A 25,550-nucleotide genomic window follows, 5' to 3' on the forward strand; every position below is an offset into this window, starting at 1 on the left:
GGATTGCGAAGAGATCCTCCACCCCTTCGGCTTTTAATGTGATGGCACGAAATGGTCTTACCAGTCAACAACCTAACTGACCAATTTTATTAGACGCAAAAAATCACGTGAAAACTTGAAATTCACAAATTAAAATATTGAATTTAAATAATAAATTTTTCTTTAACCTGTCAGACCAGTCGGGTATCATGACAAAACAGAGGGAAAGAAATGTCAGTATCCAGTCGACTCACACAAGATCAATCGCGCACTACAACAGGGTCACGCAACGGGCATTTGCCCGATGAGATCGCACAGGACCTGAGCGCAAAAATTGCCTCTGGCGCCTTGTCGGTCGGCGATCGACTTCCCTCCGAACGCGACCTGTGCACGCAATATGCCGTCAGCCGCGCTGTCGTGCGCGAGGCGCTGTCGCAGCTCAAATCAGACGGCCTCGTCGCTGCCCGTGCTGGCAGTGGGGTCTATGTCACCCAACGCGATTCGACCAATGCCTTTCGGTTTCAGAACTTTTCGGTCTCCGATCTCGGGCGGCTCGAAGAGGCGATGGAGCTGCTCGTGACCATCGAGGTTGCAGCCACACGCATCGCCGCCAAACGCCGCACGCCCGAGGATTTGAAAAAAATCAAAAGGGCTTTGATTGGCATGGAATATGCCATCGCCAGCGACCGGTTGGGCGACGAGGAGGACTATCAGTTCCACCAAGCCATTGTCGAAGCTACGCATAATCAGCACTTCATCTCTCTGTGCCAGCACCTTGAGGCCAGCGCGCGCAACATCATTCGCCAAGCCCGTAGCAACACAAAAACCAATCACGCCGACTTGCTGGACGCGGTGCAAGATGAGCACAAGGCCATCTACAAGGCCCTCGAAGACGGCGACGAAGAGGCCGCGGCAGAGGCGGCGGCACGCCACCTTCACAACGCCTCGCAACGCATCCGCATTTATCTGGCCTAACCGCTTGGCGCGTTGTTCGCGCCTGATATGCGGCCTCCACTCCCCCCTGAATCTGGCATTCCTCGCGCGTCAACAGCAACGATCCACCCGACGGAAATGTGACGCATTTGATTCTTTGCATTCGTATTTCTGCACAGTCGCGCCATAGGTCGACCTGCCGCAACGTCGACGCTCAGAGCCCTCCCTCTTGTCAGTTCGCCCATTTCTCAGGCATAATAAAAACAGTTCAGCCATGTAAGATTGGGGTATCGGCGAGTCCTGTCGCAAAAATACCGGCAATTTGACTTACCACTTCTCCCCGCTTTTTGCGCATTTTCAAATGATCATGGGATTGCTCAACCAACAGTGGGCGATACCCCAAGAGCAGGTTACCTGCCGCCATTTAAACAGGGAGACTTAGGGTGCGATCGACAACCCTTGCCAAAGCTCGCGCTTGTCGCGGGTCCTTCGCGCTTCCGCGCATGGCACACCTCCGCTCGTCAGAGCGGGGCTTTCGCACTGCACCCGCTTGCGGTACGATTGGACAAAAGCGGTTCTCCGCCTCGCAACGCACACCCTTCTATCCGGTCCCCTTCCCCCGCCAACACGCAGTAGCCGAGGTACATCAACATGCGTGACTCCGTTAACATCCCCGCCCTCGTTGAACGTCGCGAAGCTTTCAAAAGCTTGGAAGCTCCGTTCTACACGTCTCAGGACGTCCTCGACCTCGATATCGAGGTGATCTTCGGCAACCATTGGATTTTCGTGGGTTCTGAGCCGGAACTGCCCGAGCCGGGCGACTGTATCACCGTCGAAATCGGCCCGGTTTCCGTGCTGCTTCTGCGCGGCGATGACGAAGAGATCCGTGGCTTCCACAACGTCTGCCGTCACCGTGGCGCCAAGCTCATCAACGAGAAATCCACCACCATCGGCAACATCGTCTGCCGCTACCATGGCTGGACCTACAACGAAGATGGCGAACTGATCCTGGCCGAGCACATGGGCAAGGATTTCAAAAAGAACTGCCACAACCTGCGCACCGTGCACGTCCGCTCGATCGCTGGCCTGATCTTCATCTGCCTCGCGAAAGACGCGCCGGCGGACTTCGAAAAGATGGCTGAGACGATGGAAAAATACATCGCTCCGCATGACATCAAGAACACCAAAGTGGCCTTCCAGTCCGAGCTGGTCGAAGAAGGCAACTGGAAGCTGACGCTCGAAAACAACCGCGAGTGCTACCACTGTGAAGGCAACCACCCGCAGCTGACCGTGCCGCTCTCCGAGTTCGGCTTTGGCTTCTCCCCCGACGAGCTCGACGAGCGCCGCTCCGAGGACGTTGCCAAATACGAAAAAGAAGTCGAAGAGAGCCACGCCCGCTGGGTTTCCTGCGGCCTGCCCTCTGCTGAGGAACAGCACCTCTCCGACGTCACCGGCTTCCGCACCATGCGCCTGCCTTTGATGTGGGAAGGCGAAAGCCACACCGTGGACACGAAAGTGGCCTGTAAGAAACTTCTCGGCAACTTCAGCCGTGAAACCACCGGCGCCAAACTCGGCGGTCTGAGCTTCTGGACCCATCCGAACTCTTGGCACCATTTCATGTCCGACCACATCGTGACCTTCTCCGTGCTGCCGCTCTCTCCGGGCCGCACCATGGTGCGCACCACCTGGCTGGTGCACAAAGACGCGATCGAAGGCGAGGATTACAACCTCGACAACCTCACTCAGGTCTGGACCTACACCAACCAGCAAGACGCCGATCTGGTCGCTCTGGCACAAAAGGGCGCGGAAATGTCCGGCTACCAGCCGGGGCCCTACTCGCCCTACACCGAGCCGCATGTGGAATCCTTTGCCGCTTGGTACATTGACCGCCTGAAAGACCATTTCGCCAAAGCTGAAACCCAAAAGGTGGCTGCCGAATGACTGCACCGGCCAACGAAAAGCTGACCGAAGCAACAGGCGTTCCTCTGTGGGACCCGGAGGTAGACGATACGCTCGTCTGCCGCCAGGTCCGGCAGGAAACGCATGACGTGAAGACCTTCGTGTTCTCTGCACGCGAACCGCGCGATTTCCGGTTCTATCCGGGACAGCACATGACCTTTGAGCTGCCGGTCGACGGCATGGTCACGCGCAGCTACACGATTTCCGCCTCTGCGGCGCGTCCTTATCGGATCGAGATCACGGTAAAACGCGTCCCGGGCGGCCCCGGCTCCAACTGGCTGCATGACAACATGTTGCCGGGCAAAGAGTTGACTGTGATTGGCCCGTCGGGGGATTTCACCACCGACGCCAATGCGGAAGAGAAACTTTTGTTCATCTCCGCCGGCAGCGGCATCACGCCTTTGATGTCGATGACCCGCACGGCCTGCGATTTGTCGGAACCCTATGACCTGCACTTCGTCCACGCGGCCCGGACCCCTGCGGATTTGATTTTCCGTAAGGAGCTTGAGCTTCTGGCGATGCAAAACCCGACACTGCGTCTGGCTCTGACGGTCGACACCACCTCCTCCAGCCACGCTTGGAGCGGCTACGTCGGTCGTCTGAACATCCAGATGCTCGCCATGATGTCCCCGGATTACAAAGAGCGCAAAGTGTTCTGCTGTGGTCCGGCGCGTTTCATGGAAGGCGTGCGCGACATGCTGCGCGAGGCCGGGTTCAACATGGACCACTATTACGAGGAAAGCTTTGATTTCGGCGCCGAGACGGCGGGGACCATTGAGGACCCCACATCTGCACCCGAGATCAGCGGTGAAACCTTCCGCGTGAGCTTCCCGAAAACCGGCCATGTGGTCGAGGTCAGCCCTGGCATGACCATTCTGACCGCCGCCAAAGAAGCTGGCCTGCTGCCGATGTCGTCGTGCCAGCGCGGCATTTGCGGCACCTGTAAATCGAAACTTCTCTCCGGCGAAGTCGATATGCAGCACGGTGGGGGCATTCGCAAACGCGAAGTGGATCAGGGCAAAATCCTGATCTGTTGCTCCACGCCGCTTACAGATGTCGAGGTCGAACTCTAAGACCTCGCCCCCCAGCCATGCCCTTCTCGCAGGCAACGCGTTTTGCGCGAACGGCATGGCTGTGCCCTAAAGGCCCGAAAAGAGGCCTGAATACGGACTAAATCCGCGTAATTAACATTGGAGGGATATCCATGACTGACCAGAAAGATCCGGATCCGACGTCCTACGAGGCGCCGCCGGAAAGTGTCATCGACACAGATTACGATATTGGCCAAGACAATATCGAAGGCACCTTCGGGCCGTTCGGGTTCGACCTGCACAAACCGGTGTTCCCCGTATCGGCCGCCGCCGTCATTGCCTTTGTGGTTTTCACCCTGCTGCTTCCCGAAGTGGCGGGCAACACCTTCAGCGCCATGTTCTCTTTCGTCACGAAAGGGTTCGATTGGTTCTTCCTCGGCGCCGCAGACATTTTCGTTATCGTCTGTCTTCTCATCGTCATCAGCCCCTACGGCAAAATCCGTCTGGGTGGCCCCGAAGCAAAGCCGGACTTCACCTACACCAGCTGGTTCGCGATGCTCTTCGCTGCTGGTATGGGCATCGGCCTGATGTTCTACGGGGTGTCTGAGCCGCTCAGCCACTTCTCCTCCTCTCTGGGCGGAATTTCCGTCGGCGAAGACGGCGTGCGCACCGACTGGGCGCCGCTGGGTGCCGCTGGAGGCAACGAAGCCGAAGCCGTGCGTCTCGGCATGGCCGCTTCGATCTTCCACTGGGGCCTGCACCCCTGGGCGATCTATGCCATCGTGGCTCTGAGCCTTGCACTGTTCTCCTACAACAAAGGGCTTCCGCTCACCATCCGCTCCGCATTCTACCCGATCTTCGGTGAACGCGTCTGGGGCTGGCCGGGTCACATCATCGACATCCTCGCCGTGTTCGCGACCCTCTTCGGTCTCGCCACCTCGCTGGGTCTCGGTGCGGCTCAAGCAAACTCGGGTTTCAACAAACTCTTCGGCATGCCGATCAGCGACACCTCGCAGGTGCTTTTGATCTGCGGCATCACCGCGATCGCTCTGTTCTCTGTGATCCGTGGCCTCGAAGCCGGTGTGAAACTGCTGTCCGAGATCAACATGGGCGTGGCCTTCCTGCTCTGGGCCTTCGTGCTCATCGCGGGTCCGACCGTTCTGCTGGCCACCGATATGCTCAGCTTCCTCGGCGCTTACCTGCAATACCTGCCGGAACTGTCCATGCCGATCGGTCGTGAAGACGTGAACTTTGCCCAAGGCTGGACCTCCTTCTACTGGGCTTGGTGGATCTCCTGGTCACCGTTCGTTGGCATGTTCATCGCCCGCGTTTCCCGTGGCCGCACCGTGCGCGAGTTCATCATCTCCGTGCTGCTCGTGCCGTCGCTGGTCTGTGTGCTCTGGATGTCCGTCTTCGGCGGCGCTGCGATCAACCAGGTTGTGCGCGATGGCTACATGGCCGTCACCGAAGCCGCTCTGCCGCTTCAGCTCTTCACCATGCTGGACGCCATGCCCTGGACGGCGATCACCTCCTTCATCGGGATCATTCTGGTCATCGTCTTCTTCGTGACCTCGTCTGACTCCGGCTCGCTCGTGATCGACACCATCGCCGCTGGCGGTAAAGTCGACGCCCCGGTGCCGCAGCGTGTGTTCTGGTGCCTGTTCGAAGGTGTGGTGGCCATCGTGCTTCTGCTCTCCGCAGGTGGCCTTAGCTCGCTGCAGTCCATGGTGATCTCGACCGGTCTTCCCTTCACCGTGGTCCTTTTGGTCATGTGTGTCGCGATCTGGCGCGGTCTGGCTTCCGAGCCTCGCTAAGCTAAACGGGCTTCCCCTGCCCTATGCGCCGCCGGATGGGTCCTCATCTGGCGGCGTTTTTTATACCCCGCCTCTCTTCCTTCCCCTCCCGTCCGATCCACGAGCCCGCCAATGTCCGACCGCATTTTCATCAGCAAACTCTGCCTCTACGGCTTTCACGGCGTCATGCCCGAAGAAAAACGCCTCGGGCAGAGGTTTTACATCGATTTATCCTGCGACATCGACCTCGCACCTGCGGGTCAGGCGGATGACTACGGGCTGACAGTCTGCTATGATGCGCTGTGCACGCTGGCGCAAACGACCTGTGACAGCGGGCCATTTGATCTGATCGAAACGCTGGGCGAACGCATCGCGCAGGAGATTCTCGACCGGTTTACCACCATCCGTTCCGTTCGGGTGACCGTGCGCAAACCCTCCGCTCCGATTCAGGCCGCCCTGGATCACGTCGGCATAGAGATTCTGCGTCACCGCTGAGCGAAAATTGCTGCGTATGCGACAGGACATATGCGGCAGCTGCACAGCCCGCCTTTTTGCGCGGGAAAACCACGCGGCAAAGCGATTCCCTTGCCTGAGCCGCAAAAATGATCGCACGCTTCGGCGTCGCGCCCCAAACGCACCAGAAATCAATCATAGAAAGGAATTTCACGCCCAAAGAATATGCAAAATGCAGACAATCCGCTCCAAAAAGGATATGGTTTTCTGACCAACGCAACAAAAACGTGACGATGACGCATACATTCACAACGCGTGGCGCAAATATCCGATAATTTGCCCCGTTTAGACGCGATCATCGCTCAATTCCTTCTCTCACAGAGAAAGCCTGCACGATGACACGCTTCAATGCACTTAACCTTGTTAAGAACGCCCTGACCGGGCACAAAAACTGGACCGAGCAATGGCCGGAAAGCCAGCCGAAAGCCGAGTATGACGTGGTCATCGTCGGTGCTGGCGGCCACGGGCTTGGTGCCGCTTACTATCTGGCCAAAGAGCACGGCATCACCAATGTCGCCGTGATCGACAAAGGTTGGCTCGGCGGCGGCAACACCGGCCGGAACACCACGATCATTCGCTCGAACTACCTCTACGACGAATCCGCACGGATGTTCGATCACTCGGTGGATCTGTGGCAGAACCTGAGCCAAGAGCTGAACTACAACGTGATGTACTCGAACCGCGGCGTTCTCATGCTCGCGCACACCGTGCATGACGTTCAAAGCTTCAAACGTCACGTGCATGCCAACCGCCTGAACGGCGTCGACAACCGCTGGCTCACGCCGGAGGAGTGCAAGGAATTCTGTCCGCCGGTCAACATCGCACCGGACGCCCGTTACCCCGTAATGGGTGGCGCGCTTCAGGAACGCGCCGGCACCGCCCGTCACGATGCCGTGGCCTGGGGCTATGCCCGCGGCGCTGCAGAGCGTGGTGTGGACATCATCCAGAACTGTGCTGTGACCGCGATCCGTCGTCACCCCGATGGCTCCGTCGCAGGCGTCGAGACCGATAAAGGCTTCATCAAAGCCAAAAAGGTCGCCGTGTCCGCCTCGGGTCACAACTCGATGGTCATGGAAACCGCAGGCGTCCGTCTGCCGCTCGAATCCATGCCGCTTCAGGCGCTGGTCTCCGAGCCGATCAAACCGATCTTCCCCTGCGTTGTGATGTCGAACGCCGTGCACGCCTATTGTTCCCAGTCCGACAAAGGCGAATTGGTCATTGGCTCCGGCACCGACCAATATGTGTCCTACTCCCAGCGCGGCGGCCTGCCGCTGATCGAGCACACCATTGCGGCCATCTCCGAAGTGTTCCCGATCTTCAACCGCATGCGCATGCTCCGCAAATGGGGCGGGATCACCGACAACACACCGGACCGTTCGCCGATCGTTGGCAAGACCCCGGTTCAGAACCTCTATGTCAACTGTGGCTGGGGCACGGGCGGGTTCAAAGCCACCCCGGGTGCAGCCCACACGCTGGCCTGGACCGTCGCCAAAGACGAACCGCACCCGATCAACGCGCCTTTCACGCTGGACCGCTTCCGCACCGGCCGCCTGATCGACGAAGCCGCCGCTGCCGCTGTGGCCCACTAAGGAGACCAAAGACATGATCCAGATTCATTGTCCTTATTGCGGCGAAACGCTTCCGGAACTGGAATTCGCCTACGCGGGCGAGGCCCACATCGACCGTCCGGAGAGCCCTTCGGCGCAAACCGACGAAGAATGGGCCGAGTTCCTGTTCATGCGCCAGAACGTCAAGGGCCCGCATTTCGAACGCTGGCGGCACCTGCACGGCTGTGGCCGGTTCTTCAACGCGGTCCGCAACACCATCACCGACCGTTTCTACATCACCTACAAAGCCGGTGAGCCGCGCCCCGACCTCGCCACGCTTCTGGAGGAAGACAACAAATGAGCACTTACCGCGTACGTGGCAAAGGGCGCGTCGACGCCTCCAAGCCGATCGTTTTCACCTTTGACGGCAAACCCTACACCGGTTTGAAAGGCGACACCGTTGCCTCCGCCCTGCTGTCGCACGGCGTGCACCTGATGGGCCGTTCGTTCAAATACCACCGTCCGCGTGGCGCCATCGCCGCCGGTTCCGAAGAGCCCAACGCGCTGATCGGCACCCGTCGTAGCGCTGGCCGCTTCGAGCCGAACACCCGCGCCACGGTGCAGGAAATCTGGGAAGGTCTCGAAACCAACTCCCAGAACAAATTCCCGAGCCTGAAATGGGACGTGGGCGCCGTGAACGACGCCGCCTACATGATGTTCTCCGCCGGCTTCTACTATAAAACCTTCATGTGGCCGCGCTCCTTCTGGGACAAAGTCTATGAGCCCTTCATCCGCGCCGCCGCCGGTCTGGGTGTGTCCCCGACCGAGCACGACCCGGACACCTATGCCTCGCGCAACCTCTACTGCGATCTTCTGATCGTGGGCGCCGGTCCTGCCGGGATCGCAGCCGCACGCGAAGCTGCTGGCAAAGGTCTGTCGGTTGTACTCGTCGACGAGAATGCCGAAATGGGTGGTTCGATCCTCTCTGAGCCGCAAGCCAAGATCGAAGGCAAGACCTCCTGGGATTGGCTCTCGGACGAGTTGGCCGACCTGAAAGCGGCTGGCGTCAAGCTGATGACCCGCACCACCGCGATTGGCTACTATCACGAGAACCTGATCGCTCTGGTTGAGAAACTGACCGACCACCTTCCGACCCTGCCCGCCGACACTCCGCGCGAGCGGATGTGGCGTGTGCGAGCAAAACAGGTCGTTCTGGCCCAAGGCGCGCTGGAAAAACCGCTGGTTTTCCACGGCAACGATCGTCCGGGCGTGATGCTCGCGGGGTCTGCCCAGACCTACCTGCACCGCTACGGCGTCAAGGTCGGCAACAGCCCCGTCGTCGTCACCTCGCATGACAGCGCCTGGTATGCCGCTTTCGATCTTCAGGATGCTGGCGCTTACGTTCAGGCCATCGTCGACACCCGCGCGCAGGTCCGTCAGGACCTTCAGGCCGAGGCCCGCTCCCGTGGCATTCCGGTGAAACTGTCGCACACCGTGACGGCAACCGGTGGTCGTCTGCGCGTCAACAATGTCCGCGTGAACCCGCTCTCCGGCACCAATGTCGGCGCAGGTCAGTGGATCAAATGTGACGCACTTCTGATGTCCGGTGGCTGGACCCCGTCCCTCCACCTCTTCTCCCACACCAAGGGCAGCCTTGCGTGGGACGACGATCTCACCACCTTCTTGCCGAAAGACACGCCAGAAGACTGCGTGATCACCGGCGCATCCCGTGGCCTCTGGGGCACCGAAGCAGCACTTCGTGACGGTGCGACCCGTGTGGGCGAGGCTCTGGCCAAGCTCGGCGTCGAAGCCACCGCGACCGAGTACACCGTGGCGGACGACCGCACCGGCTCTGGCGTCATGATGCGCGAACTGCCGACGGATCGTAGCCCGGGCAAGGCGAAAGCCTTTGTCGACTACCAGAACGACGTGACCGCAAAAGACCTGCGTCTCGCCGTGCGTGAGGGCATGCGCTCCATCGAGCACGTCAAACGCTACACCACCAACGGCATGGCGACCGACCAGGGCAAGATGTCCAACATCAACGGCCTGAACATCGCCGCCGACGCTCTGGGCAAAAAGCAACCGCAGGTGGGTCTGACGACCTTCCGTCCGCCCTACACGCCGACCACCTTCGGCGCCTTCGCGGGCTACCACCGCGGTGAGCATTTCGAAGTGGTGCGCAAAACGCAGATCGACGCCTGGGCCGAAACCCAAGGTGCCGTGTTCGAACCCGTGGGTCAGTGGCGCCGTGCGCGTTACTTCCCGAAAGCGGGCGAGACTATGGATCAGGCCGTGACCCGCGAATGTGCGGCAACGCGTGCCTCCGTGGGCATCTTCGACGCATCTACGCTGGGCAAGATCGAAGTCGTCGGCCCCGACGCCGCCGAATTCGTCAACCGTATGTACACCAACCCGTTCCTGAAACTGGCGCCGGGCAAATGTCGCTACGGTCTGTTGTTGGGTGATGACGGGTTCATCCGCGATGACGGCGTGATCGCCCGCGTCGACGAGAACCGTTTCCACGTCACCACCACCACCGGTGGCGCGGCGCGTGTCCTCAACATGATGGAAGACTACCTCCAAACGGAATGGCCCGATCTGAACGTCTGGCTCACCTCCACCACGGAGCAATGGTCCACCGTTGCCCTGAACGGTCCGAACGCCGCCAAACTGCTCGCCCCCTTCGTCGAAGGCATCGAGCTAACCGAAGAAGCCTTCCCGCATATGTCTTGCGTGAACTGCACCGTGGCTGGCTACCCGGCCCGTCTCTGGCGCGTGAGCTTTACCGGTGAGGTCGGTTTCGAGATCAACGTGGCGGCACCTTACGGTCGCGATCTTTGGGAAAAACTGTGGGAGGCGGGTCAGCAATACGACATCACCCCCTACGGCACCGAGACCATGCACGTTCTGCGCGCGGAAAAAGGCTACATCATCGTCGGTCAGGACACCGATGGCACCGTCACCCCTGCGGATGCGGGCATGGACTGGGCTGTTGGCAAGAAGAAAGACGATTTCGTGGGGATGCGCGGCCTCAAACGCCCGGACCTCGTGGCCGAGAACCGCAAACAGCTTGTGGGTCTTCTGACCGAAGACAACAGCTGGCTCGAGGAAGGCGCTCAGATCGTGTTCGATCCGAAACAGCCGGTTCCGATGACCATGCGCGGTCACGTGACCTCGTCTTACAACCAAGGCACGACCGGTCGTCCGATCGCTCTGGCCGTGATCGAAGGCGGTCACTCGAAAATGGGCGAAACGGTCTACATCCCGATGCCGGATCGGACCATCGCCGCCAAAATCACCGGGACCGTGTTCTACGATCCTGAAAACAGCCGCCTGAAAATCTGATCGGAGGTCAGACATGTCCAAGCATATCTCTTCTCTGGCCCCCTCGGTCGTGGTGGATACCGCTGCTGCCCGTGTGGCCGTCTCGCAAATGATCGGGCGCATCTCTTTGCGCGCCCGTGGTGATCTCGCCGCCGTAGGCCAAGCCATCGGCGTCGAGCTTCCGACCCAGATCGGGGCCCGTGCCAAGGCAGATGGCATCGAAGTCGCCTGTCTCGGCCCGGACGAGTGGACCGTTCTGGTCTCCCTCGGCCAGATCGAAAAGGTGGAGGATGCTCTGGCGGCCCTCTACCCGTCCCTTCCGCATTCGATGACCGAAGTCACAGGGCGCGAAGTGACCTTTACCATTGAGGGTCCGCAGGCGGTCGAGCTTCTGAGCATCGGTGCCCCCCGCGACCTCTCCACGATCAAAGTGGGCCAAGCCCGTCGCATGTTTTTCGACGGCGCCACCGTCGTTCTCTGGCGCGATGCCGAGACCAGCTTCCGCATGGATGTCTGGAACAGCTTCGCGTCCTTCCTTGCCACAACCCTTGAGACCGGCGCGAAAGAACTCGCGGCCGAACTCGCCTGAACCTGAAGGATCATCCGCATGTTTGACCGCCTGCCAAAACAAGAGATTGCAGACGCCGACATCGCCTCCGCCATTGGCGAGGAACTGGAGCGTCAGCAGACCCAGATCGAACTGATCGCCTCCGAGAACATCGTGTCCCCGGACGTGATGGCGGCTCAGGGCTCCGTTCTGACCAACAAATACGCCGAAGGCTACGTCGGCAAACGCTACTACGGTGGCTGTGAGTTCGTGGACAAAGTAGAGGCCGTAGCCATCGACCGTCTGAAACAACTCTTCGGCGCCGAATACGCCAACGTGCAGCCGCACTCCGGCGCACAGGCCAACCAGGCTGTGTTCCTTGCTCTGCTCGAGCCGGGCGACCGCATTATGGGTCTCTCTCTGGCCCATGGTGGTCACCTGACCCACGGTTCGCCGGTGACCATGTCCGGCAAGTGGTTCGATGTCGTCTCCTATGAGGTCGACCCCGAAACCCACCTGATCGACATGGAGAAGGTGCGCGAGAAGGCACTTGAAACCAAACCGAAGCTGATCGTTGCCGGTGCGTCCGCCTACCCGCGCGTCATCGATTTCGAAGGCTTCCGCAAAATCGCCGACGAAGTGGGCGCTTACCTGATGGTCGACATGGCACACTACGCCGGTCTGATCGCAGGCGGCAAATACCCGAACCCGGTGCCGCACGCTCATGTGACCACCTCCACCACCCACAAGACCCTGCGTGGTCCGCGTGGTGGTGTGATCCTGTCCAATGACGAAGCGATCGCCAAGAAACTGAACTCCGCCGTTTTCCCGGGCAACCAGGGTGGCCCGCTGATGCACGTCATCGCCGCGAAAGCCGTGGCTTTCGGTGAGGCGCTTCAGCCGTCCTTCTCTGACTACGCAGGCCAAGTGATCGAGAACGCGAAAGCTCTGGCAGACGTCCTCAAAGTCGGCGGTCTGGGCATCGTTTCCGGTGGTACCGATTGCCACATGGTCCTCGTCGATCTGCGCCCCAAAGGCGTGACCGGCAAAGTGGCCGAGATCGCGCTCGAGCGTGCAGGTCTGACCTGCAACAAGAACTCGATCCCGAACGATCCGGAAAAGCCGTTTGTGACCTCCGGCATCCGTCTCGGCACCTCTGCGGGCACCACCCGTGGCTTCAAAGAGGCCGAGTTCGAACAGATCGGCTCTCTGATCCTCAAAGTGCTCGACGCCCTGTCCGAGAACCCCGAGGGCGATGCCGCCGTGGAAGCAGAAGTGCTGGCAGAAGTCAAAAAACTCTGCGCCGAGCACCCGATCTACGGCGCCTGATCCTATCGCGGCCTCCCTTATAAGTGGGGGGCCGCACCACCGAATTGATCTCTGATCTGAGGGGCCTGACGTTTTACGCGCGGGCCCTGTTTTGCAAAAGGGCTAAGCCATGTTCCTCTCCGTCTTCGACGTTTTCAAAATCGGCATCGGCCCCTCTTCGTCGCATACGATGGGGCCAATGGTCGCCGCGCACCGTTTCATTGAGGATCTGCGCGCCGGTAAGGGCAAATATCCGGGCTGTGGGCCGCTCTCGCGCCTGACCGCCACGCTCTATGGTTCGCTCGCCTTCACCGGCAAAGGCCACGCCACAGACCGCGCCGTCATCCTCGGCCTTTGTGGCCAACTGCCCGACACACTCGATCTGGATCAGGCCGATGCGATGGAACAGGCGGTCTATGACGACAAGAAAATCACCCTCGACGGCCTGCCGGAACTGGATTTCGATCCGAAAACCGATCTGGTGTTCGACTATGGTCCGGCACTCGAAGGTCACGCCAACGGCATGATCCTGCGTGGCCACGACAAGGACGGCAACATCTACTACGCCCAGACCTATTACTCGGTCGGCGGCGGCTTCATCATGACCGATGAGGAACTGGAAGCCTCGAAAACCGGCGTCTCGCTGCATGATGAGAAAGAAGCGCTGAACTTCCCCTACCCGTTTGGCTCTGCAAAAGAGATGCTCGCCATGGGGCTGGAGTCTGGCAAGACGATTGCAGAGATGAAACGCGCCAATGAGCGCAAGGTGCATGGTCCTGATCTCGAACCGAAACTCGACCGTCTGATCGAGACGATGAACGAATGCATCGACCGCGGCCTGTCCCAAGACGGCATCCTGCCCGGCGGTCTCAAGGTCAAACGCCGCGCCAAGGGCATCCATGAATCGCTCAAGGCCGAACAGGGCCTCAACATCACAGCACCCCATGTCGCCAACGACTGGATGAGCGTCTACGCCATGGCGGTGAACGAGGAAAACGCGGCGGGTGGCCGGGTCGTCACCTCGCCCACCAATGGTGCTGCGGGCGTGGTGCCTGCGGTGATGCGGTATTACCGGATGCATTGCCAGGGGGCGACGGACGCCAAGCTCAAGGACTTCTTGCTGGTCGCCGCCGCCATCGGTGGCCTGATCAAGCACAACGCGTCGATCTCTGGCGCCGAAGTGGGCTGTCAGGGCGAAGTGGGCTCCGCCGCCGCCATGGCCGCGGGCGCGCTTTGTGCCGTTTTGGGCGGCACCAACGAGCAGGTCGAAAACGCCGCCGAGATCGCTTTGGAGCACCACCTCGGCATGACCTGCGACCCTGCGGCGGGTCTGGTTCAAGTGCCCTGCATCGAGCGCAACGCCTTGGGCGCAATCAAGGCGGTGTCTGCCGCATCGCTTTCGCTGCGCGGCGACGGCACGCATTTCATGCCGCTCGACAACTGTATTCAAGTGATGCTGGAAACCGGGCGCGACATGAACCTCAAATACAAAGAGACCTCCACCGGCGGCATCGCGGTGAACCTGCCCGAGTGCTAAGACCTGAGTCCTAAGGGTTTCACCCGAAAGATCAAAAACGCGCGGAGGCCAGTCCCCCCGCGCGTTTTTTTATGGCCCTTACGACCTAAGGCCCTACATAGGGTGAAAGACGCCCCGGAGGTCTCATGCCATTCGAACATTTGTCCCGACGAGGTTTCATCGCCTCTGCCGCCGCAACAGCTCTCACAGTCCCCGCCCGCGCCCATGCGCAGAACGCGCTGCGGATGCGGGTCAGCTTTGACGATCAGGAGGCCTTCTACAGCCTCATCGACAACCCGACGACGCGGGACCTGAGTTCAATGCTGCCGGTCGAACTGACGATTCAGGATTTCTCCACCAACGAGAAAATCATCCACCTGCCCCGCCGTCTCGACGAGGGGGGCTATGCGCCATATGACGACGAGACGCCGGGTGATCTGTGCTATTTCCTCGGCTGGGGCAATCTCGCGCTGTTCCACGATGACTATACGTTCCGCAACGACTTGATCCGGCTTGGGCGGCTTGAGGGGCCCGTAACGCCCCTGCTGCACAAGGGGGAATATCCGGTGCGGATCGAGATGATCTAACGCAAAAGGGCGACCAACTAGGGCCGCCCTTTCTGTTTCTGATCGGAGCAGGCTCAGCTCGCCTTGAGCATGCCATGCGGGTCGAGCACGAATTTCTTCGCAGCACCGTGGTCGAAGGCCTCATAGCCCTTCGCCGCATCCTCAAGCGAGATGACCTGTGCGTTCACGATGTCTGCGATCGGCAGACGGCCGTGCAGGATGGCCTGCATGAGTTGACGGTTGTACTTCAGAACCGGGGTCTGTCCGGTGTGGAAGCTCTGCGCCTTTGCCCAGCCGAGGCCGAAGCGGAGCGACAGGCTACCCACTTTGGCGGCCTCATCCACAGCACCCGGATCTTCGGTCACGTAGAGGCCGGGGATGCCGATGTCACCCGCCGGACGTGTGATTTCCATCATCTGGTTCAGAACGATCGCCGGCTGTTCGCCACCGGCGTGACCACGGGCCTCAAAGCCCACGGCGTCGATGGCGGCGTCCACTTCGGGGCTGCCGGTGATCTCGGCGATCATCTCGCCCAGACGGTCACCCTTGGAAAGATCGACAGGGACAAAACCCATTTTCGCTGCGTGGTCGAGACGCTCTTTGTTGAAGTCACCGATCATCACAACAGCCGCGCCGAGAATCTGAGCCGAGGCTGCCGCAGCGAGACCGACGGGGCCAGCGCCCGCAACATAGACAACGGAGCCAACGCCCACGCCCGCTTTGACAGCGCCGTGGAAGCCCGTCGGCAGAATGTCCGAGAGCATGGTCAAATCGGTAATTTTCTCAAGCGCCTGATCACGGTCCGGGAATTTCAACAGGTTGAAGTCCGCGTAAGGCACCATGACATAGCGCGCCTGACCGCCGACCCAGCCGCCCATGTCGACATAGCCATAGGCACCGCCGGCACGTTCCGGGTTCACTGTGAGACAGACGCCGGTGTCCTGTTCTTTACAGCAGCGGCAGCGGCCACAGGCGACGTTGAACGGCACAGACACGATGTCGCCGATGTTGAGCATCTCGACATCGGAGCCTTTTTCGATCACTTCGCCGGTGATCTCGTGACCAAGGACAAGACCCTCAGGCGCGGTGGTGCGTCCACGGACCATGTGCTGATCAGATCCACAGATATTGGTAGAGACCACTTTCAGGATGACAGCGTGATCGAGCTTGCGCCCGTTCGGAGCAGCCATGGTCGGGTCTGCGATATTCTGGACCTCGACCTTGCCGGGGCCCATGTAGACGACGCCTCTGTTGGAACTCATGATTTTCCTCCCACTATTTCTAGCCCAGTGCGGACGTGACACCACGTCCAGTGCGGTTTCAGGATCGGGCCACTCCGTCCTCCCGGATTGGCCCGCCCGCAAACGGATCGCCAAAATGCGGTCCATGCGTCCGACCAGAAGAGCGCGGCAGGCCCCTCTTGCGCGCGGAGCAATGAGGCGAAACCGCAGAACATCTGCGTCACAAACGCAAACGCGCCCGTCCAAGCGGAAGGGCGCGTAGCGATAGTGTAACATGTCAGGCGGCGAAAGTCGCGCCGCTCGGAATGGACGACTTAATGCGCCGCCACGCCGCGCAGCCGTTCGGACCGACGACGCAGGATTTCCACCGTGGTCAGAAGCGCGATGGAAATGATCACAAGGATCGTCGCCACGGCCAAGATCGCAGGGCTGATCTGTTCGCGGATGCCGCTCCACATCTGACGCGGGATGGTCTGTTGATCGGGGCCTGCAATGAAGAGCACGGCGACGACTTCGTCGAAGGAGGTGACGAAGGCAAAGAGACCGCCGGAGATCACGCCCGGCAAGATGAGCGGCATCACCACTTTGAAGAACGTCCGGCGCGGATTGGCACCGAGACTCGCAGACGCGCGGATCAGGGATTGGTCAAAGCCCGACATGGTCGCCGTCACGGTGATGATCACGAAGGGAATGCCAAGCGCTGCGTGAGCCAGAATGACGCCCGTGTAGGTCGAAGTCAGGCGCCCGCATTCCATGCCGACGATGGCACAGGGGTTAGAGTAGAAAAAGAACATCCCCGTTGCGACGATGATGATCGGCACGATCATCGGGCTGATCAGGATCGCCATGATCGTCCGGCGCCACGGCATTTCGGGACGCGCCAAACCCAGCGCGGCCAGAGTGCCCAGAACGGTCGAGAGGATCGTCGCCCAGAAACCGATGATCACGGAGTTCTTCGCCGCTTTCACCCAATCCGCATTGTGCCACAGATCGGACCACCAAGCACCATCGCGCATGGCTTCTGCCGCCTGCATCCCGGAGGTCAGCAGAGAGTCATACCAGCGCAGGCTATAGCCTTCGGAGTCGAGGCTGAGCATCTTCTCGGTATAGGTGAAGTAGGGTTCCGCGTTGAAGGACAGCGGCACGATCACAAGGATCGGCGCGATCAGGAAGACGAACACGAGGACGCAGATCGCCAGATAGGCATAGTGCCAGGCGCGTTCGAGCGGGGAGGCGTAGGTTGGCAGGGCCATCAGTCTCTCTCCTTAACCGAGTTTCAGTTTGTCGATGCCGATCAGGCGATCGTAGAGCCAGTAAAGCACCAGCACGCCCACCAGAAGCATGGTCGCCAGAGCCGCAGCCATCGACCAGTTGGCCTTGGTCATGTGGAACTGCACCATGTTGGAGAACAGCTGACCATCAGCGCCACCGACAAGCGCGGGGGTGATGTAATAGCCGACGGCAAGGATGAAGACCAAGAGCACGCCCGCGCCAATGCCGGGAATGGTCTGCGGCAGGTAGATGCGGCGGAAGGTCGTCCAGCTGGTGGCCCCCAGAGAGCGCGCAGCACGGGTGTAGCTCACCGGAATGACGCGCATCACGGAGTAGAGCGGCAGCACCATGAAGGGCAAAAGGATGTGCACCATGGCAATAATGGTCCCGGTCTGGTTATAGATCATCTGCAGGCGACCATCGTCACCGATGATGCCCAAAGCGACGAGAATGTCATTCACCACGCCCTGCCCCTGCAACAGCACGATCCAGCTTGTCGTCCGCACCAAGAGCGAGGTCCAGAACGGCAGAAGGACAAGGATCATCAACAGGTTGGCTTTGGCCATCGGCAGGGTCGCAAGCAAATGCGCAATCGGGAAGGCCAGCACCAGACAGATCGCGGTGATTACGCCGGCAATCAGGAAAGTCTTGATAAACAGGCGGAAATAGATGCGCTGGGTCTCATCGACCTTGGTAAGTTTGCCGTCTGCATCGCGTTCCAGATCGAAAGCGATGGTGTAGAAATCAAACGTCCAGGGGCTGGCGGCGGAACGCATCGCATTCCAAACCAACGGGTTGTCCCAGTCCTCGTCCAACTCCAGCATGGCCTCCATAAAGGGCGGCTCAAGTTTGTCAGCACCACGGGCCGCCTTGGTGAACATCGAGCGCGTGCCGGAGACAACATAGTTGATCCGCGTGCCCGCATCACCAGCCGCCCGCGTCTCTTTCATCAGCACGAGATCGGAGGCCAGCGCGGCAAAGGCGGCCTCGTCCGGCGCGGTGCCTTTCGGGTTCTCGGCGAACCACTGGCTGAGTGCCGGAACGGATTTGGAAAACTGATCGTTGTAGACCGAGCGTTGCAGCATCTGGCCGATCGGTACGGCGAAGCTGATCAGAATGAACAGCAGCAAAGGCAGCACAAGGAAAAACGCGCGGCGTTTGGCCCGGGCCTGTGCCGAGGCCAGCGCGGCCTTGAGCGGGCGCCCGTCCGCGGTGGTCAACTGAGAGGCGACGTCAGACATCCTGTTTCCTATCTTTATTTTGGTGCCGGAGCAGCGCGGGTCACGCGCTCACGGCCGTGTCAGAACACGCGTCAAAATTCGGGTCGTTAGGGGACCGGCGAAAGAGCAGAGGTAAAGCTCTTTCGCCGATCTGCCGGGGACAAGGGGAGCCCCCGGCAAACTTTTCAAATCCTGAGACAGGATCAGTTGGCGAGGAGCCAAGCGTTGAAACGCTCACCCAGCTCGGTTTCGCGATCGACCCAGAACTCGGCAGAGGACGCCAGAGCGTTGGTCATGTTCTCGGGGTAGGTCGGCAGGTTCGGAGCCATCGGGATGTCGGTGCCGAAGACGTTGCCCACGAGAGGTGCTGCGGATTTACGCGGGGTGCCGTAGGAAATGCGCTCAGAGAAGCTGGCGGATTGCTCAGAAGACGTTGCGTATTTGATGTATTCCATCGCAGCTTCAGCGTTCGGCGCGCCTTCCGGGATCACATAGCCTTCCCACTCATAGACCTGACCGTCCCAAAGCACTTCGAAGGGTTTACCTTCGTTGACGGCGGCATTGAAGATACGGCCGTTGTAGGACATGGTCATGACGACTTCGCCATCGGCCAGAAGCTGCGGCGGTTGCGCACCGGCTTCCCAGTAGATCGCGTCGCCTTTGATGGTGTCGAGTTTCGCGAAGGCACGATCCACACCCTCGTCGGTGTCGAGCACGTCATAGACCTCATCGGCAGGCACGCCATCGGCCATCAGCGCCATTTCCAGAACCACTTTCGGGCTCTTCAGAACGCCGCGCTTGCCCGGGAATTTCTCGGTGTCAAAGAAATCGGCGATGGAGGACGGAGCCGCACCTTCGGCAAATTTCGACGCATCATAGGCCACGGCGGTGGCGTAGATGTCATTCGGCACCATGCATTCGCTCAGCGTGCCTTCGAGGAAGTCCTCTTCCGCCGGGGTGCCGTCAGCGCCTGCGGGCAGGAGCGAGGCATCGATCGGCATCAGCTGACCTTCGTCACAAAGACGCATCGCATCGGAGATCAGGAACAGGGCGACGTCGGTGGTGACGTTGCCAGCATCCACCTGAGCTTTCACCGGGGTCGCCGGGTTGTCTGCGTCCACGGAGACGACACCGATGCCGGTCTCTGCGGTGAAGGGCTTGTAGTAAGCCTCGGTTTCAGCGGCGGCATAGGACCCGCCCCAGCTCATGATGGTGATGTCCTCGGCCAGAGCCGGAAGTGCCAGTCCGCCAAAAGCGGTGGTCAGGGCCAAAAGGGTCTTTTTATTCATGTTGGTCTCCATGTTGGATCAGGATGAAACGCGGGCGGCCTTTGTGCCTCTCGCGTGTATGGCCTCGCCCCGGTCCTGAACGCCGGGACGAAGAAACTCAGATCATATCGAGCGCGCGTGCATCGAGCGGGTTCCAACCGATGCGAATGCGCTGGCCTGGGGTCAGAGGCATCTGGTCGATGGTGTTGCGGCATTTCACGACGAATTCGTCATGACCGGCGACACGCATCCGGGTGCGCAGAATATCGCCCATGTAGATGACTTCGAGCACCTCGGCGTCGATCGTATGCGCGCCTTCGGGGATCAGTTCCGGTTTGAATTCGACGCGCTCGGGACGGATCGACACGAGGGTCTTTTCCCCCTTGGCTTTCACGTTCACGGCGGTCGCGTCGATCAACTCGCCATTCTCGAGACGCACCACGGCGCGCTCGCCGTTCAAGTCCTCGACCACGCCCGGCAGTTTGTTGTTTTCGCCGATGAAGCCCGCGACAAAGCTGTTGTCGGGACGCTCATAAAGTTCGGCGGGCGGGGCGAGTTGTTGGATGCGGCCATCGTTGAACACTGCCACGCGGTCGGACATGGTGAGCGCTTCGCCCTGATCGTGGGTCACGTAGACCACGGTGATGCCGAGGCTTTCATGCAGGTGTTTGATCTCGAACTGCATGTGTTCCCGCAGCTGTTTGTCGAGCGCGCCCAGAGGTTCGTCCATCAGCACGAGTTTCGGGTCGAACACCAATGCGCGGGCCAGTGCGATCCGCTGTTGCTGACCGCCGGACATCTGCGCCGGGCGACGGTTCGCGAAGGCGCCCATCTGCACCATATCGAGCGCACGTTTGATTTTCGCCTCGCGCTCGGATTTGCCCATGCCGCGCACTTCGAGCGGGAAGGACAGGTTTTCGCCCACAGTCATATGCGGGAAGAGCGCGTAGTTCTGGAACACCATGCCGATACCGCGTTTGTGCGGCGGCACCTGGTTGATCGGTTTGCCATCGAGGCGGATCTCGCCATGCGTGGCGGTCTCGAAGCCCGCGAGCATCATAAGACAGGTGGTCTTGCCGGAGCCCGACGGCCCAAGCATGGTCAGGAATTCACCCTTGGCCAATTGCAGATTGAGGTCTTTCACCACGAGGGTCTCACCGTCGTAGCTTTTCTGTACATGTTCGAAAGACACGAACGCGTCGTCGCGGGATGCCACCATGACCCAAACTCTCCCTGAGTTCTTGTTGTTGAGCCTACGAAGACGCCCGAGAGCGGCACCGTGGCCAGGAATTTCAGGGAATATTGAGAGAAGGCCGAAGCGCAGGGAGTATGGCTGCGTCAAACCCGCTGTATTATTGCGCCGCCGCTCTGGGCGATTTGACGCAGAATTTTATATCTGCCTGTTTTGCGGTCAGAATCGCCCAGAAAAAGAACATTTGCGACCGGTTTACGGGCAGGAAATTAATCTTCCTGTCCAGCAGATGAGCGAAAAGCCTGCGGCGTGTCGCCATAACGGCGCCGAAACATGCGGCTCAAATGCGAAGAATCACAGAATCCGGCGTCCACGGCGATCCGCGCGATGGATTTCTGCGACTTCTCGATCAGGTGTTTGGCGAAATTCAGGCGCATGTCGAGAAAGGCCGCCTGCGGCGAGGTGTTGAGCGCCAAACGGAAATGGCGTTCGACCTGACGTTTGCTGTTGCCCATCCGCTGCGCGATGTCCTGCACCGTGATCGGCGTGTCGATATTCTGCTGCATCAACAAGAGTGCGCGCTGCACGATCGGGTCCTGGGTCTTGAGATCAAGCGGCAGACCGGGCTGTGGTTTGTCCTCTTGCAGCGCGTCGTCGATGATCATGATGTGCAGGCTCTTGCTGGCCTGCGCGCGCCCCACATGTTTGTCCACCAGATAGGCCGCGAGATGTGCGGAGCTTGCCCCGCCCGAACAGGTCAGGCGATCTCTATCGACGACGAAAATCTGATCCGCGACCGGATTGAGACCCTCGAATTGCTCAAGAAAATCAGAGTGATGGAACCAGCTCACACAGCAGCGATAGCCATCCAAAAGCCCGACCTGGTGCAAAAAGAACGCGCCGGTGCAGACCCCGATCAGGGGAATATTCGCCTCCGCCGCCTGATGCAGGAAACGGTGATAGGCCTGCCCCAGAGAGGGGGTTTCATCCATTAAGCCGCCGACCACGACGATATAATCAAAGCGGCGCGGATCGCCCAAACGCTCTTTGGGTTGCACGGTGATACCGCTGCTCGACGCGACAGGGTCCATCGTATCCGACAGCACCGTCCAGTCGCAGAGAATCGGACGACTGCGGTCGCCATCGTCGGCCGCTAACCGCAACACATCGACAAAATTGGCAAAGGCACAGAGCGTAAACCGGCGCGCAAGGATAAAGCCGACCGACAGGCGCGGCCCCTCGGAGCGCGGTTTTTGCGCCCGTAACGTAGTGTTACGCGACACAGCGGCTGAGTCTCGACCGTATGGCTCTCGGGAAGAAGGCGTCGTCATCTTTGTCCCTCCAAGCAGGAAACCCCAGATATCCTGTCGTAGCGATAATCTTCGATTGACGCAATCATTCTATTTTCCGACGCAAAAGTCGTCATATTGCCCAGCACGATCAGAAATCCGGTCGCCTTATCGAAGAAACGAGTCGAAATATCGAGTCGGGACACCATCGAAAGTGCGAGAGGTCAGGGATCACGAAGCGCCACATAAGTGGCCTGTCGAACCTTCGTGAAACCCGCTTAGCCTCTCTCTTTCAGTCCTCGTCTGGCGTCGGATTTGTGAAGGTAAACCTGGCTAGACCGGGAACGCCTGGAGCATCGCTACGGCACCTTGCTCCTTCATCTTGGAAATAATGCAAAGGCCTCAACGGGGCCGCCCCGGACAACAGCTTTCGGGCCGACAGAGAGGGAAAAATGAAAGTACTCGTTCCTGTAAAACGGGTGGTCGACTACAACGTGAAAATCCGTGTCAAAGCGGACAATTCCGGTGTCGAACTCGCCAACGTCAAAATGTCCATGAACCCCTTCGACGAAATCGCCGTCGAAGAGGCCGTGCGCCTGAAAGAAGCTGGCAAAGCTGATGAGATCGTTGTTGTCTCCGTCGGCCCCGCTCAGGCGCAAGACGTTCTGCGCACCGCACTCGCCATGGGTGCCGACCGTGCCATTCTCATCACCGTTGACGGCACTGTCGAGCCGCTGACCGTCGCCAAACTCCTCAAAGGCGTTGCCACCGAGGAAGAGGCCGGTCTCGTGATCCTCGGCAAACAGGCCATCGACGACGACGCCAACCAGACCGGCCAGATGCTCTCCGCTCTCTTGGGCTGGTCGCAAGGCACCTTTGCCTCCGAGGTTGAGCTTGGCGACGGTTCCGCGAAAGTCACTCGTGAGGTGGACGGCGGTCTGCAAGCCATCGAGATCAAACTCCCCGCCGTGGTCACCGCCGACCTGCGTCTCAACGAGCCGCGCTATGCCTCTTTGCCGAACATCATGAAGGCCAAGAAAAAGCCGCTCGATCAAAAGACCCCCGCCGATTACGGCGTGACGGTCGAAAACCGCCTCAACGTGCTGCGTGTCGAAGAGCCTGCACAGCGTGAGGCCGGGATCAAAGTCGCCTCCCCCGCCGAGCTGATCGAAAAGCTCAAAAACGAAGCTGGCGTGATCTGAACGTAGGGACCTGAACACATGGCTATTCTTCTTTTTGCAGAACATGACAACGCGACCCTGTCCGATCAGACCGCCAAGGCTCTGACCGCAGCGTCTCAAATCGGCGGCGACGTCGACATCCTGATCGCGGGCAAAGACGCCTCTGCCGCCGCTGACGCCGCCGCCAAACTGGCCGGTGTGCGCAAGGTGCTTGTGGCCGAAAGCGATGCGCTGGCCGAGCGTCTCGCCGAAGCCTCCGCAGCGCTGATCGTTTCGATCGCAGGCGATTACGACACCATTCTGGCCCCTGCCACCACGACCGGCAAAAACGTGCTGCCGCGCGTTGCTGCTCTTTTGGACGTGATGCAGGTCTCCGAAGTGATCGAAGTGGTCTCCGCTGACACCTTCAAACGTCCGATCTATGCGGGCAACGCCATCGAAGTGGTGCAAGCCACCGACGCGACCAAGGTTCTGACCGTCCGCACCGCCGGTTTCGCCGCTGCAAGCGAGGGTGGCTCCGCCGCCGTGTCTTCCGTGGACGCCCCGGCTGAGGGAAGCGATCTGTCCAGCTTCGTCAAGAACATCCTCTCCGAGAGCGACCGCCCGGAACTGAACTCCGCGAAGATCATCGTCTCCGGTGGCCGTGCGCTTGGCTCCGAAGAGAAGTTCCAAGAGGTCATCACCCCCTTGGCCGACAAACTCGGTGCCGCCATCGGCGCGTCTCGCGCGGCTGTGGATGCCGGCTATGCCGCCAACGATCTTCAGGTCGGTCAAACCGGCAAAGTCGTGGCGCCGGACCTCTACATCGCATGCGGCATCTCCGGTGCAATCCAGCACCTTGCCGGGATGAAGGACAGCAAAATCATCGTTGCGATCAACACCGATGAGGATGCGCCGATCTTCCAAGTGGCCGATTACGGCATCGTTGGCGATCTCTTCGAGATCGTGCCTGAGCTTGAGCGTCAACTCTGACGCTCACCCATCAGACATTTATGAACGGAACCAACCCAATGAGCTCCAATTCCTACACCCTGCGCATCGCCTGTGACGACCAGCCGGGCATCGTTTCCGCCGTCACCACCGCCATGGCATCCCGTGGTGCGAACATCGCCGAATCCAACCAGTTCTGGGACCGCAAGACGAACAAGTTCTTCCTGCGCATGTCCTGCCTCTTCCCCGAGGCCATCGAACGTGACGCCATCGAACTGGCTCTGAAGCCTTCCGTCGATCGCTTCAACTTGAACCTCAAGATCGCGGACGAGACCCGTAAGCCGAAGATCATCATCATGGTGTCGAAATTCGACCACGCCATGCTGCACCTTCTTTACCAGATCAAAACCGGCTGGCTCGACGCCGAAGTGGTGGCCATCGTGTCCAACCACGAAGACGCCCGCAAAGTCGCAGATCAAGAAGGCATCCCGTTCCACTGCTGGCCGGTGAACAAGGAAAACAAAGCCGAGCAGGAAGAGAAACTTGCCGCGCTCGTGCAGGAAACCGGTGCAGAGCTGGTGATCCTCGCCCGCTACATGCAGGTGATTTCCAACGAGTTGTCGACCCAGCTTTTCGGCATGATCATCAACATCCACCACTCCTTCCTGCCGTCTTTCAAAGGCGCGAAACCCTATCACCAGGCTTACGACCGTGGCGTCAAACTCATCGGGGCCACCGCGCACTATGTGACGCCGGACCTCGACGAAGGCCCGATCATCGAGCAGGAAACCGAGCGCGTCACCCACACCATGTCTGCTGAGGACTTCGTGGCCACCGGTCGCGACATCGAGTCCCGCGTTCTGGCCCGTGCGGTGAAATACCACCTCGAAGGCCGCGTCATGTTGAATGATCACCGCACCGTGGTCTTCACGCCGTAA

The 25,550-nt window shown here is 59.9% G+C and carries 21 protein-coding genes; 15 read left to right on the plus strand and 6 right to left on the minus strand.

What is annotated here, in order from left to right:
• The first annotated feature begins 276 nt into the window (after positions 1–276).
• From J5Y17_RS15610 to J5Y17_RS15665, 12 genes are all read left to right on the plus strand, one after another.
• Positions 277–954 (plus strand): FadR/GntR family transcriptional regulator, encoded by a 678-nt coding sequence (locus J5Y17_RS15610; RefSeq protein WP_219786347.1) that lies wholly within the window; start codon positions 277–279, stop codon positions 952–954.
• Between the two features lie 609 nt (positions 955–1,563).
• Entirely contained in the window at positions 1,564–2,853 is a 1,290-nt protein-coding gene (locus J5Y17_RS15615) for an SRPBCC family protein (RefSeq protein WP_219786349.1), read from the plus strand.
• On the plus strand, positions 2,850–3,944 hold the full coding sequence (locus J5Y17_RS15620; RefSeq protein WP_219786350.1) for a hybrid-cluster NAD(P)-dependent oxidoreductase: 1,095 nt from the start codon (positions 2,850–2,852) through the stop codon (positions 3,942–3,944). Before J5Y17_RS15615 ends, J5Y17_RS15620 begins: the two co-directional genes overlap by 4 nt.
• A 131-nt stretch (positions 3,945–4,075) precedes the next feature.
• On the plus strand, positions 4,076–5,716 hold the full coding sequence (locus J5Y17_RS15625) for a BCCT family transporter (RefSeq protein ID WP_219786352.1): 1,641 nt from the start codon (positions 4,076–4,078) through the stop codon (positions 5,714–5,716).
• Positions 5,717–5,827: 111 nt separating this feature from the next.
• Positions 5,828–6,190, plus strand: a complete 363-nt coding sequence (gene folB / locus J5Y17_RS15630) for a dihydroneopterin aldolase (protein WP_219786354.1) — start codon at positions 5,828–5,830, stop codon at positions 6,188–6,190.
• Positions 6,191–6,543: 353 nt separating this feature from the next.
• Complete coding sequence (locus J5Y17_RS15635; protein WP_219786355.1) at positions 6,544–7,797, plus strand: sarcosine oxidase subunit beta family protein; 1,254 nt, start codon at positions 6,544–6,546, stop codon at positions 7,795–7,797.
• Positions 7,798–7,810: 13 nt separating this feature from the next.
• Positions 7,811–8,116 carry a sarcosine oxidase subunit delta gene (locus J5Y17_RS15640; RefSeq protein WP_219786357.1) on the plus strand — a complete coding sequence of 102 codons (306 nt, stop codon included), beginning with the start codon at positions 7,811–7,813 and terminating at the stop codon, positions 8,114–8,116.
• Complete coding sequence (locus tag J5Y17_RS15645) at positions 8,113–11,103, plus strand: sarcosine oxidase subunit alpha (protein ID WP_219786359.1); 2,991 nt, start codon at positions 8,113–8,115, stop codon at positions 11,101–11,103. The genes J5Y17_RS15640 and J5Y17_RS15645 overlap by 4 nt, the downstream gene beginning before the upstream one ends.
• Positions 11,104–11,116: 13 nt before the next feature.
• Positions 11,117–11,671 carry a sarcosine oxidase subunit gamma gene (locus J5Y17_RS15650; RefSeq protein ID WP_219786360.1) on the plus strand — a complete coding sequence of 185 codons (555 nt, stop codon included), beginning with the start codon at positions 11,117–11,119 and terminating at the stop codon, positions 11,669–11,671.
• A gap of 18 nt (positions 11,672–11,689) precedes the next feature.
• The gene (gene glyA / locus J5Y17_RS15655) at positions 11,690–12,958 is read left to right on the plus strand and encodes a serine hydroxymethyltransferase (protein ID WP_219786362.1); all 1,269 of its coding nucleotides are present in this window, start codon (positions 11,690–11,692) and stop codon (positions 12,956–12,958) included.
• Between the two features lie 109 nt (positions 12,959–13,067).
• A complete protein-coding gene (locus tag J5Y17_RS15660; protein WP_219786364.1) occupies positions 13,068–14,474 on the plus strand; it encodes an L-serine ammonia-lyase in 1,407 nt (468 codons plus the stop codon).
• A 125-nt stretch (positions 14,475–14,599) separates the two neighbouring features.
• Entirely contained in the window at positions 14,600–15,040 is a 441-nt protein-coding gene (locus tag J5Y17_RS15665) for a cyclophilin-like fold protein (RefSeq protein WP_219786365.1), read from the plus strand.
• A 53-nt stretch (positions 15,041–15,093) separates the two neighbouring features.
• Here the strand turns inward: J5Y17_RS15665 and fdhA are convergent, their stop codons facing one another.
• The 6 genes from fdhA to J5Y17_RS15695 form a co-directional block, all read right to left on the minus strand.
• Positions 15,094–16,281, minus strand: coding sequence for a formaldehyde dehydrogenase, glutathione-independent (gene fdhA / locus J5Y17_RS15670; protein ID WP_219786367.1), 1,188 nt, complete (start codon positions 16,279–16,281; stop codon positions 15,094–15,096).
• Between the two features lie 293 nt (positions 16,282–16,574).
• Complete coding sequence (locus tag J5Y17_RS15675; protein WP_219786369.1) at positions 16,575–17,513, minus strand: ABC transporter permease; 939 nt, start codon at positions 17,511–17,513, stop codon at positions 16,575–16,577.
• A 12-nt stretch (positions 17,514–17,525) separates the two neighbouring features.
• A complete protein-coding gene (locus tag J5Y17_RS15680) occupies positions 17,526–18,773 on the minus strand; it encodes an ABC transporter permease (protein WP_219786371.1) in 1,248 nt (415 codons plus the stop codon).
• A gap of 182 nt (positions 18,774–18,955) precedes the next feature.
• Entirely contained in the window at positions 18,956–20,041 is a 1,086-nt protein-coding gene (locus J5Y17_RS15685) for an ABC transporter substrate-binding protein (protein WP_219786372.1), read from the minus strand.
• A 97-nt stretch (positions 20,042–20,138) separates the two neighbouring features.
• Complete coding sequence (locus J5Y17_RS15690; protein WP_219786375.1) at positions 20,139–21,239, minus strand: ABC transporter ATP-binding protein; 1,101 nt, start codon at positions 21,237–21,239, stop codon at positions 20,139–20,141.
• Positions 21,240–21,481: 242 nt separating this feature from the next.
• Positions 21,482–22,543 carry a GlxA family transcriptional regulator gene (locus J5Y17_RS15695; RefSeq protein WP_219786376.1) on the minus strand — a complete coding sequence of 354 codons (1,062 nt, stop codon included), beginning with the start codon at positions 22,541–22,543 and terminating at the stop codon, positions 21,482–21,484.
• A gap of 410 nt (positions 22,544–22,953) precedes the next feature.
• On the opposite strand from J5Y17_RS15695, the gene J5Y17_RS15700 reads away from it, so the two are divergent.
• The 3 genes from J5Y17_RS15700 to purU are packed head-to-tail and all read left to right on the plus strand — an operon-like array spanning position 22,954 to position 25,550.
• Positions 22,954–23,703 (plus strand): electron transfer flavoprotein subunit beta/FixA family protein, encoded by a 750-nt coding sequence (locus tag J5Y17_RS15700; protein WP_219786378.1) that lies wholly within the window; start codon positions 22,954–22,956, stop codon positions 23,701–23,703.
• Between the two features lie 18 nt (positions 23,704–23,721).
• Positions 23,722–24,654, plus strand: a complete 933-nt coding sequence (locus tag J5Y17_RS15705) for an electron transfer flavoprotein subunit alpha/FixB family protein (protein WP_219786380.1) — start codon at positions 23,722–23,724, stop codon at positions 24,652–24,654.
• Positions 24,655–24,692: 38 nt separating this feature from the next.
• On the plus strand, positions 24,693–25,550 hold the full coding sequence (purU, locus tag J5Y17_RS15710) for a formyltetrahydrofolate deformylase (protein WP_219786382.1): 858 nt from the start codon (positions 24,693–24,695) through the stop codon (positions 25,548–25,550).

The sequence above is a fragment of the Celeribacter sp. PS-C1 genome (assembly GCF_019429625.1).
GTDB lineage: Bacteria > Pseudomonadota > Alphaproteobacteria > Rhodobacterales > Rhodobacteraceae > Celeribacter.

Bases quoted from the DNA above. Each gene is read 5' to 3' on its own strand.
- J5Y17_RS15615 (WP_219786349.1), top strand. From the start codon at position 1,564: ATGCGTGACTCCGTTAACATCCCCGCCCTCGTTGAACGTCGCGAAGCT.
- J5Y17_RS15620 (WP_219786350.1), top strand. From the start codon at position 2,850: ATGACTGCACCGGCCAACGAAAAGCTGACCGAAGCAACAGGCGTTCCT.
- J5Y17_RS15625 (WP_219786352.1), top strand. From the start codon at position 4,076: ATGACTGACCAGAAAGATCCGGATCCGACGTCCTACGAGGCGCCGCCG.
- folB (WP_219786354.1), top strand. From the start codon at position 5,828: ATGTCCGACCGCATTTTCATCAGCAAACTCTGCCTCTACGGCTTTCAC.
- J5Y17_RS15635 (WP_219786355.1), top strand. From the start codon at position 6,544: ATGACACGCTTCAATGCACTTAACCTTGTTAAGAACGCCCTGACCGGG.
- J5Y17_RS15640 (WP_219786357.1), top strand. From the start codon at position 7,811: ATGATCCAGATTCATTGTCCTTATTGCGGCGAAACGCTTCCGGAACTG.
- J5Y17_RS15645 (WP_219786359.1), top strand. From the start codon at position 8,113: ATGAGCACTTACCGCGTACGTGGCAAAGGGCGCGTCGACGCCTCCAAG.
- J5Y17_RS15650 (WP_219786360.1), top strand. From the start codon at position 11,117: ATGTCCAAGCATATCTCTTCTCTGGCCCCCTCGGTCGTGGTGGATACC.
- glyA (WP_219786362.1), top strand. From the start codon at position 11,690: ATGTTTGACCGCCTGCCAAAACAAGAGATTGCAGACGCCGACATCGCC.
- J5Y17_RS15660 (WP_219786364.1), top strand. From the start codon at position 13,068: ATGTTCCTCTCCGTCTTCGACGTTTTCAAAATCGGCATCGGCCCCTCT.
- J5Y17_RS15665 (WP_219786365.1), top strand. From the start codon at position 14,600: ATGCCATTCGAACATTTGTCCCGACGAGGTTTCATCGCCTCTGCCGCC.
- fdhA (WP_219786367.1), bottom strand. From the start codon at position 16,281: ATGAGTTCCAACAGAGGCGTCGTCTACATGGGCCCCGGCAAGGTCGAG.
- J5Y17_RS15675 (WP_219786369.1), bottom strand. From the start codon at position 17,513: ATGGCCCTGCCAACCTACGCCTCCCCGCTCGAACGCGCCTGGCACTAT.
- J5Y17_RS15680 (WP_219786371.1), bottom strand. From the start codon at position 18,773: ATGTCTGACGTCGCCTCTCAGTTGACCACCGCGGACGGGCGCCCGCTC.
- J5Y17_RS15685 (WP_219786372.1), bottom strand. From the start codon at position 20,041: ATGAATAAAAAGACCCTTTTGGCCCTGACCACCGCTTTTGGCGGACTG.
- J5Y17_RS15690 (WP_219786375.1), bottom strand. From the start codon at position 21,239: ATGGTGGCATCCCGCGACGACGCGTTCGTGTCTTTCGAACATGTACAG.
- J5Y17_RS15695 (WP_219786376.1), bottom strand. From the start codon at position 22,543: ATGACGACGCCTTCTTCCCGAGAGCCATACGGTCGAGACTCAGCCGCT.
- J5Y17_RS15700 (WP_219786378.1), top strand. From the start codon at position 22,954: ATGAAAGTACTCGTTCCTGTAAAACGGGTGGTCGACTACAACGTGAAA.
- J5Y17_RS15705 (WP_219786380.1), top strand. From the start codon at position 23,722: ATGGCTATTCTTCTTTTTGCAGAACATGACAACGCGACCCTGTCCGAT.
- purU (WP_219786382.1), top strand. From the start codon at position 24,693: ATGAGCTCCAATTCCTACACCCTGCGCATCGCCTGTGACGACCAGCCG.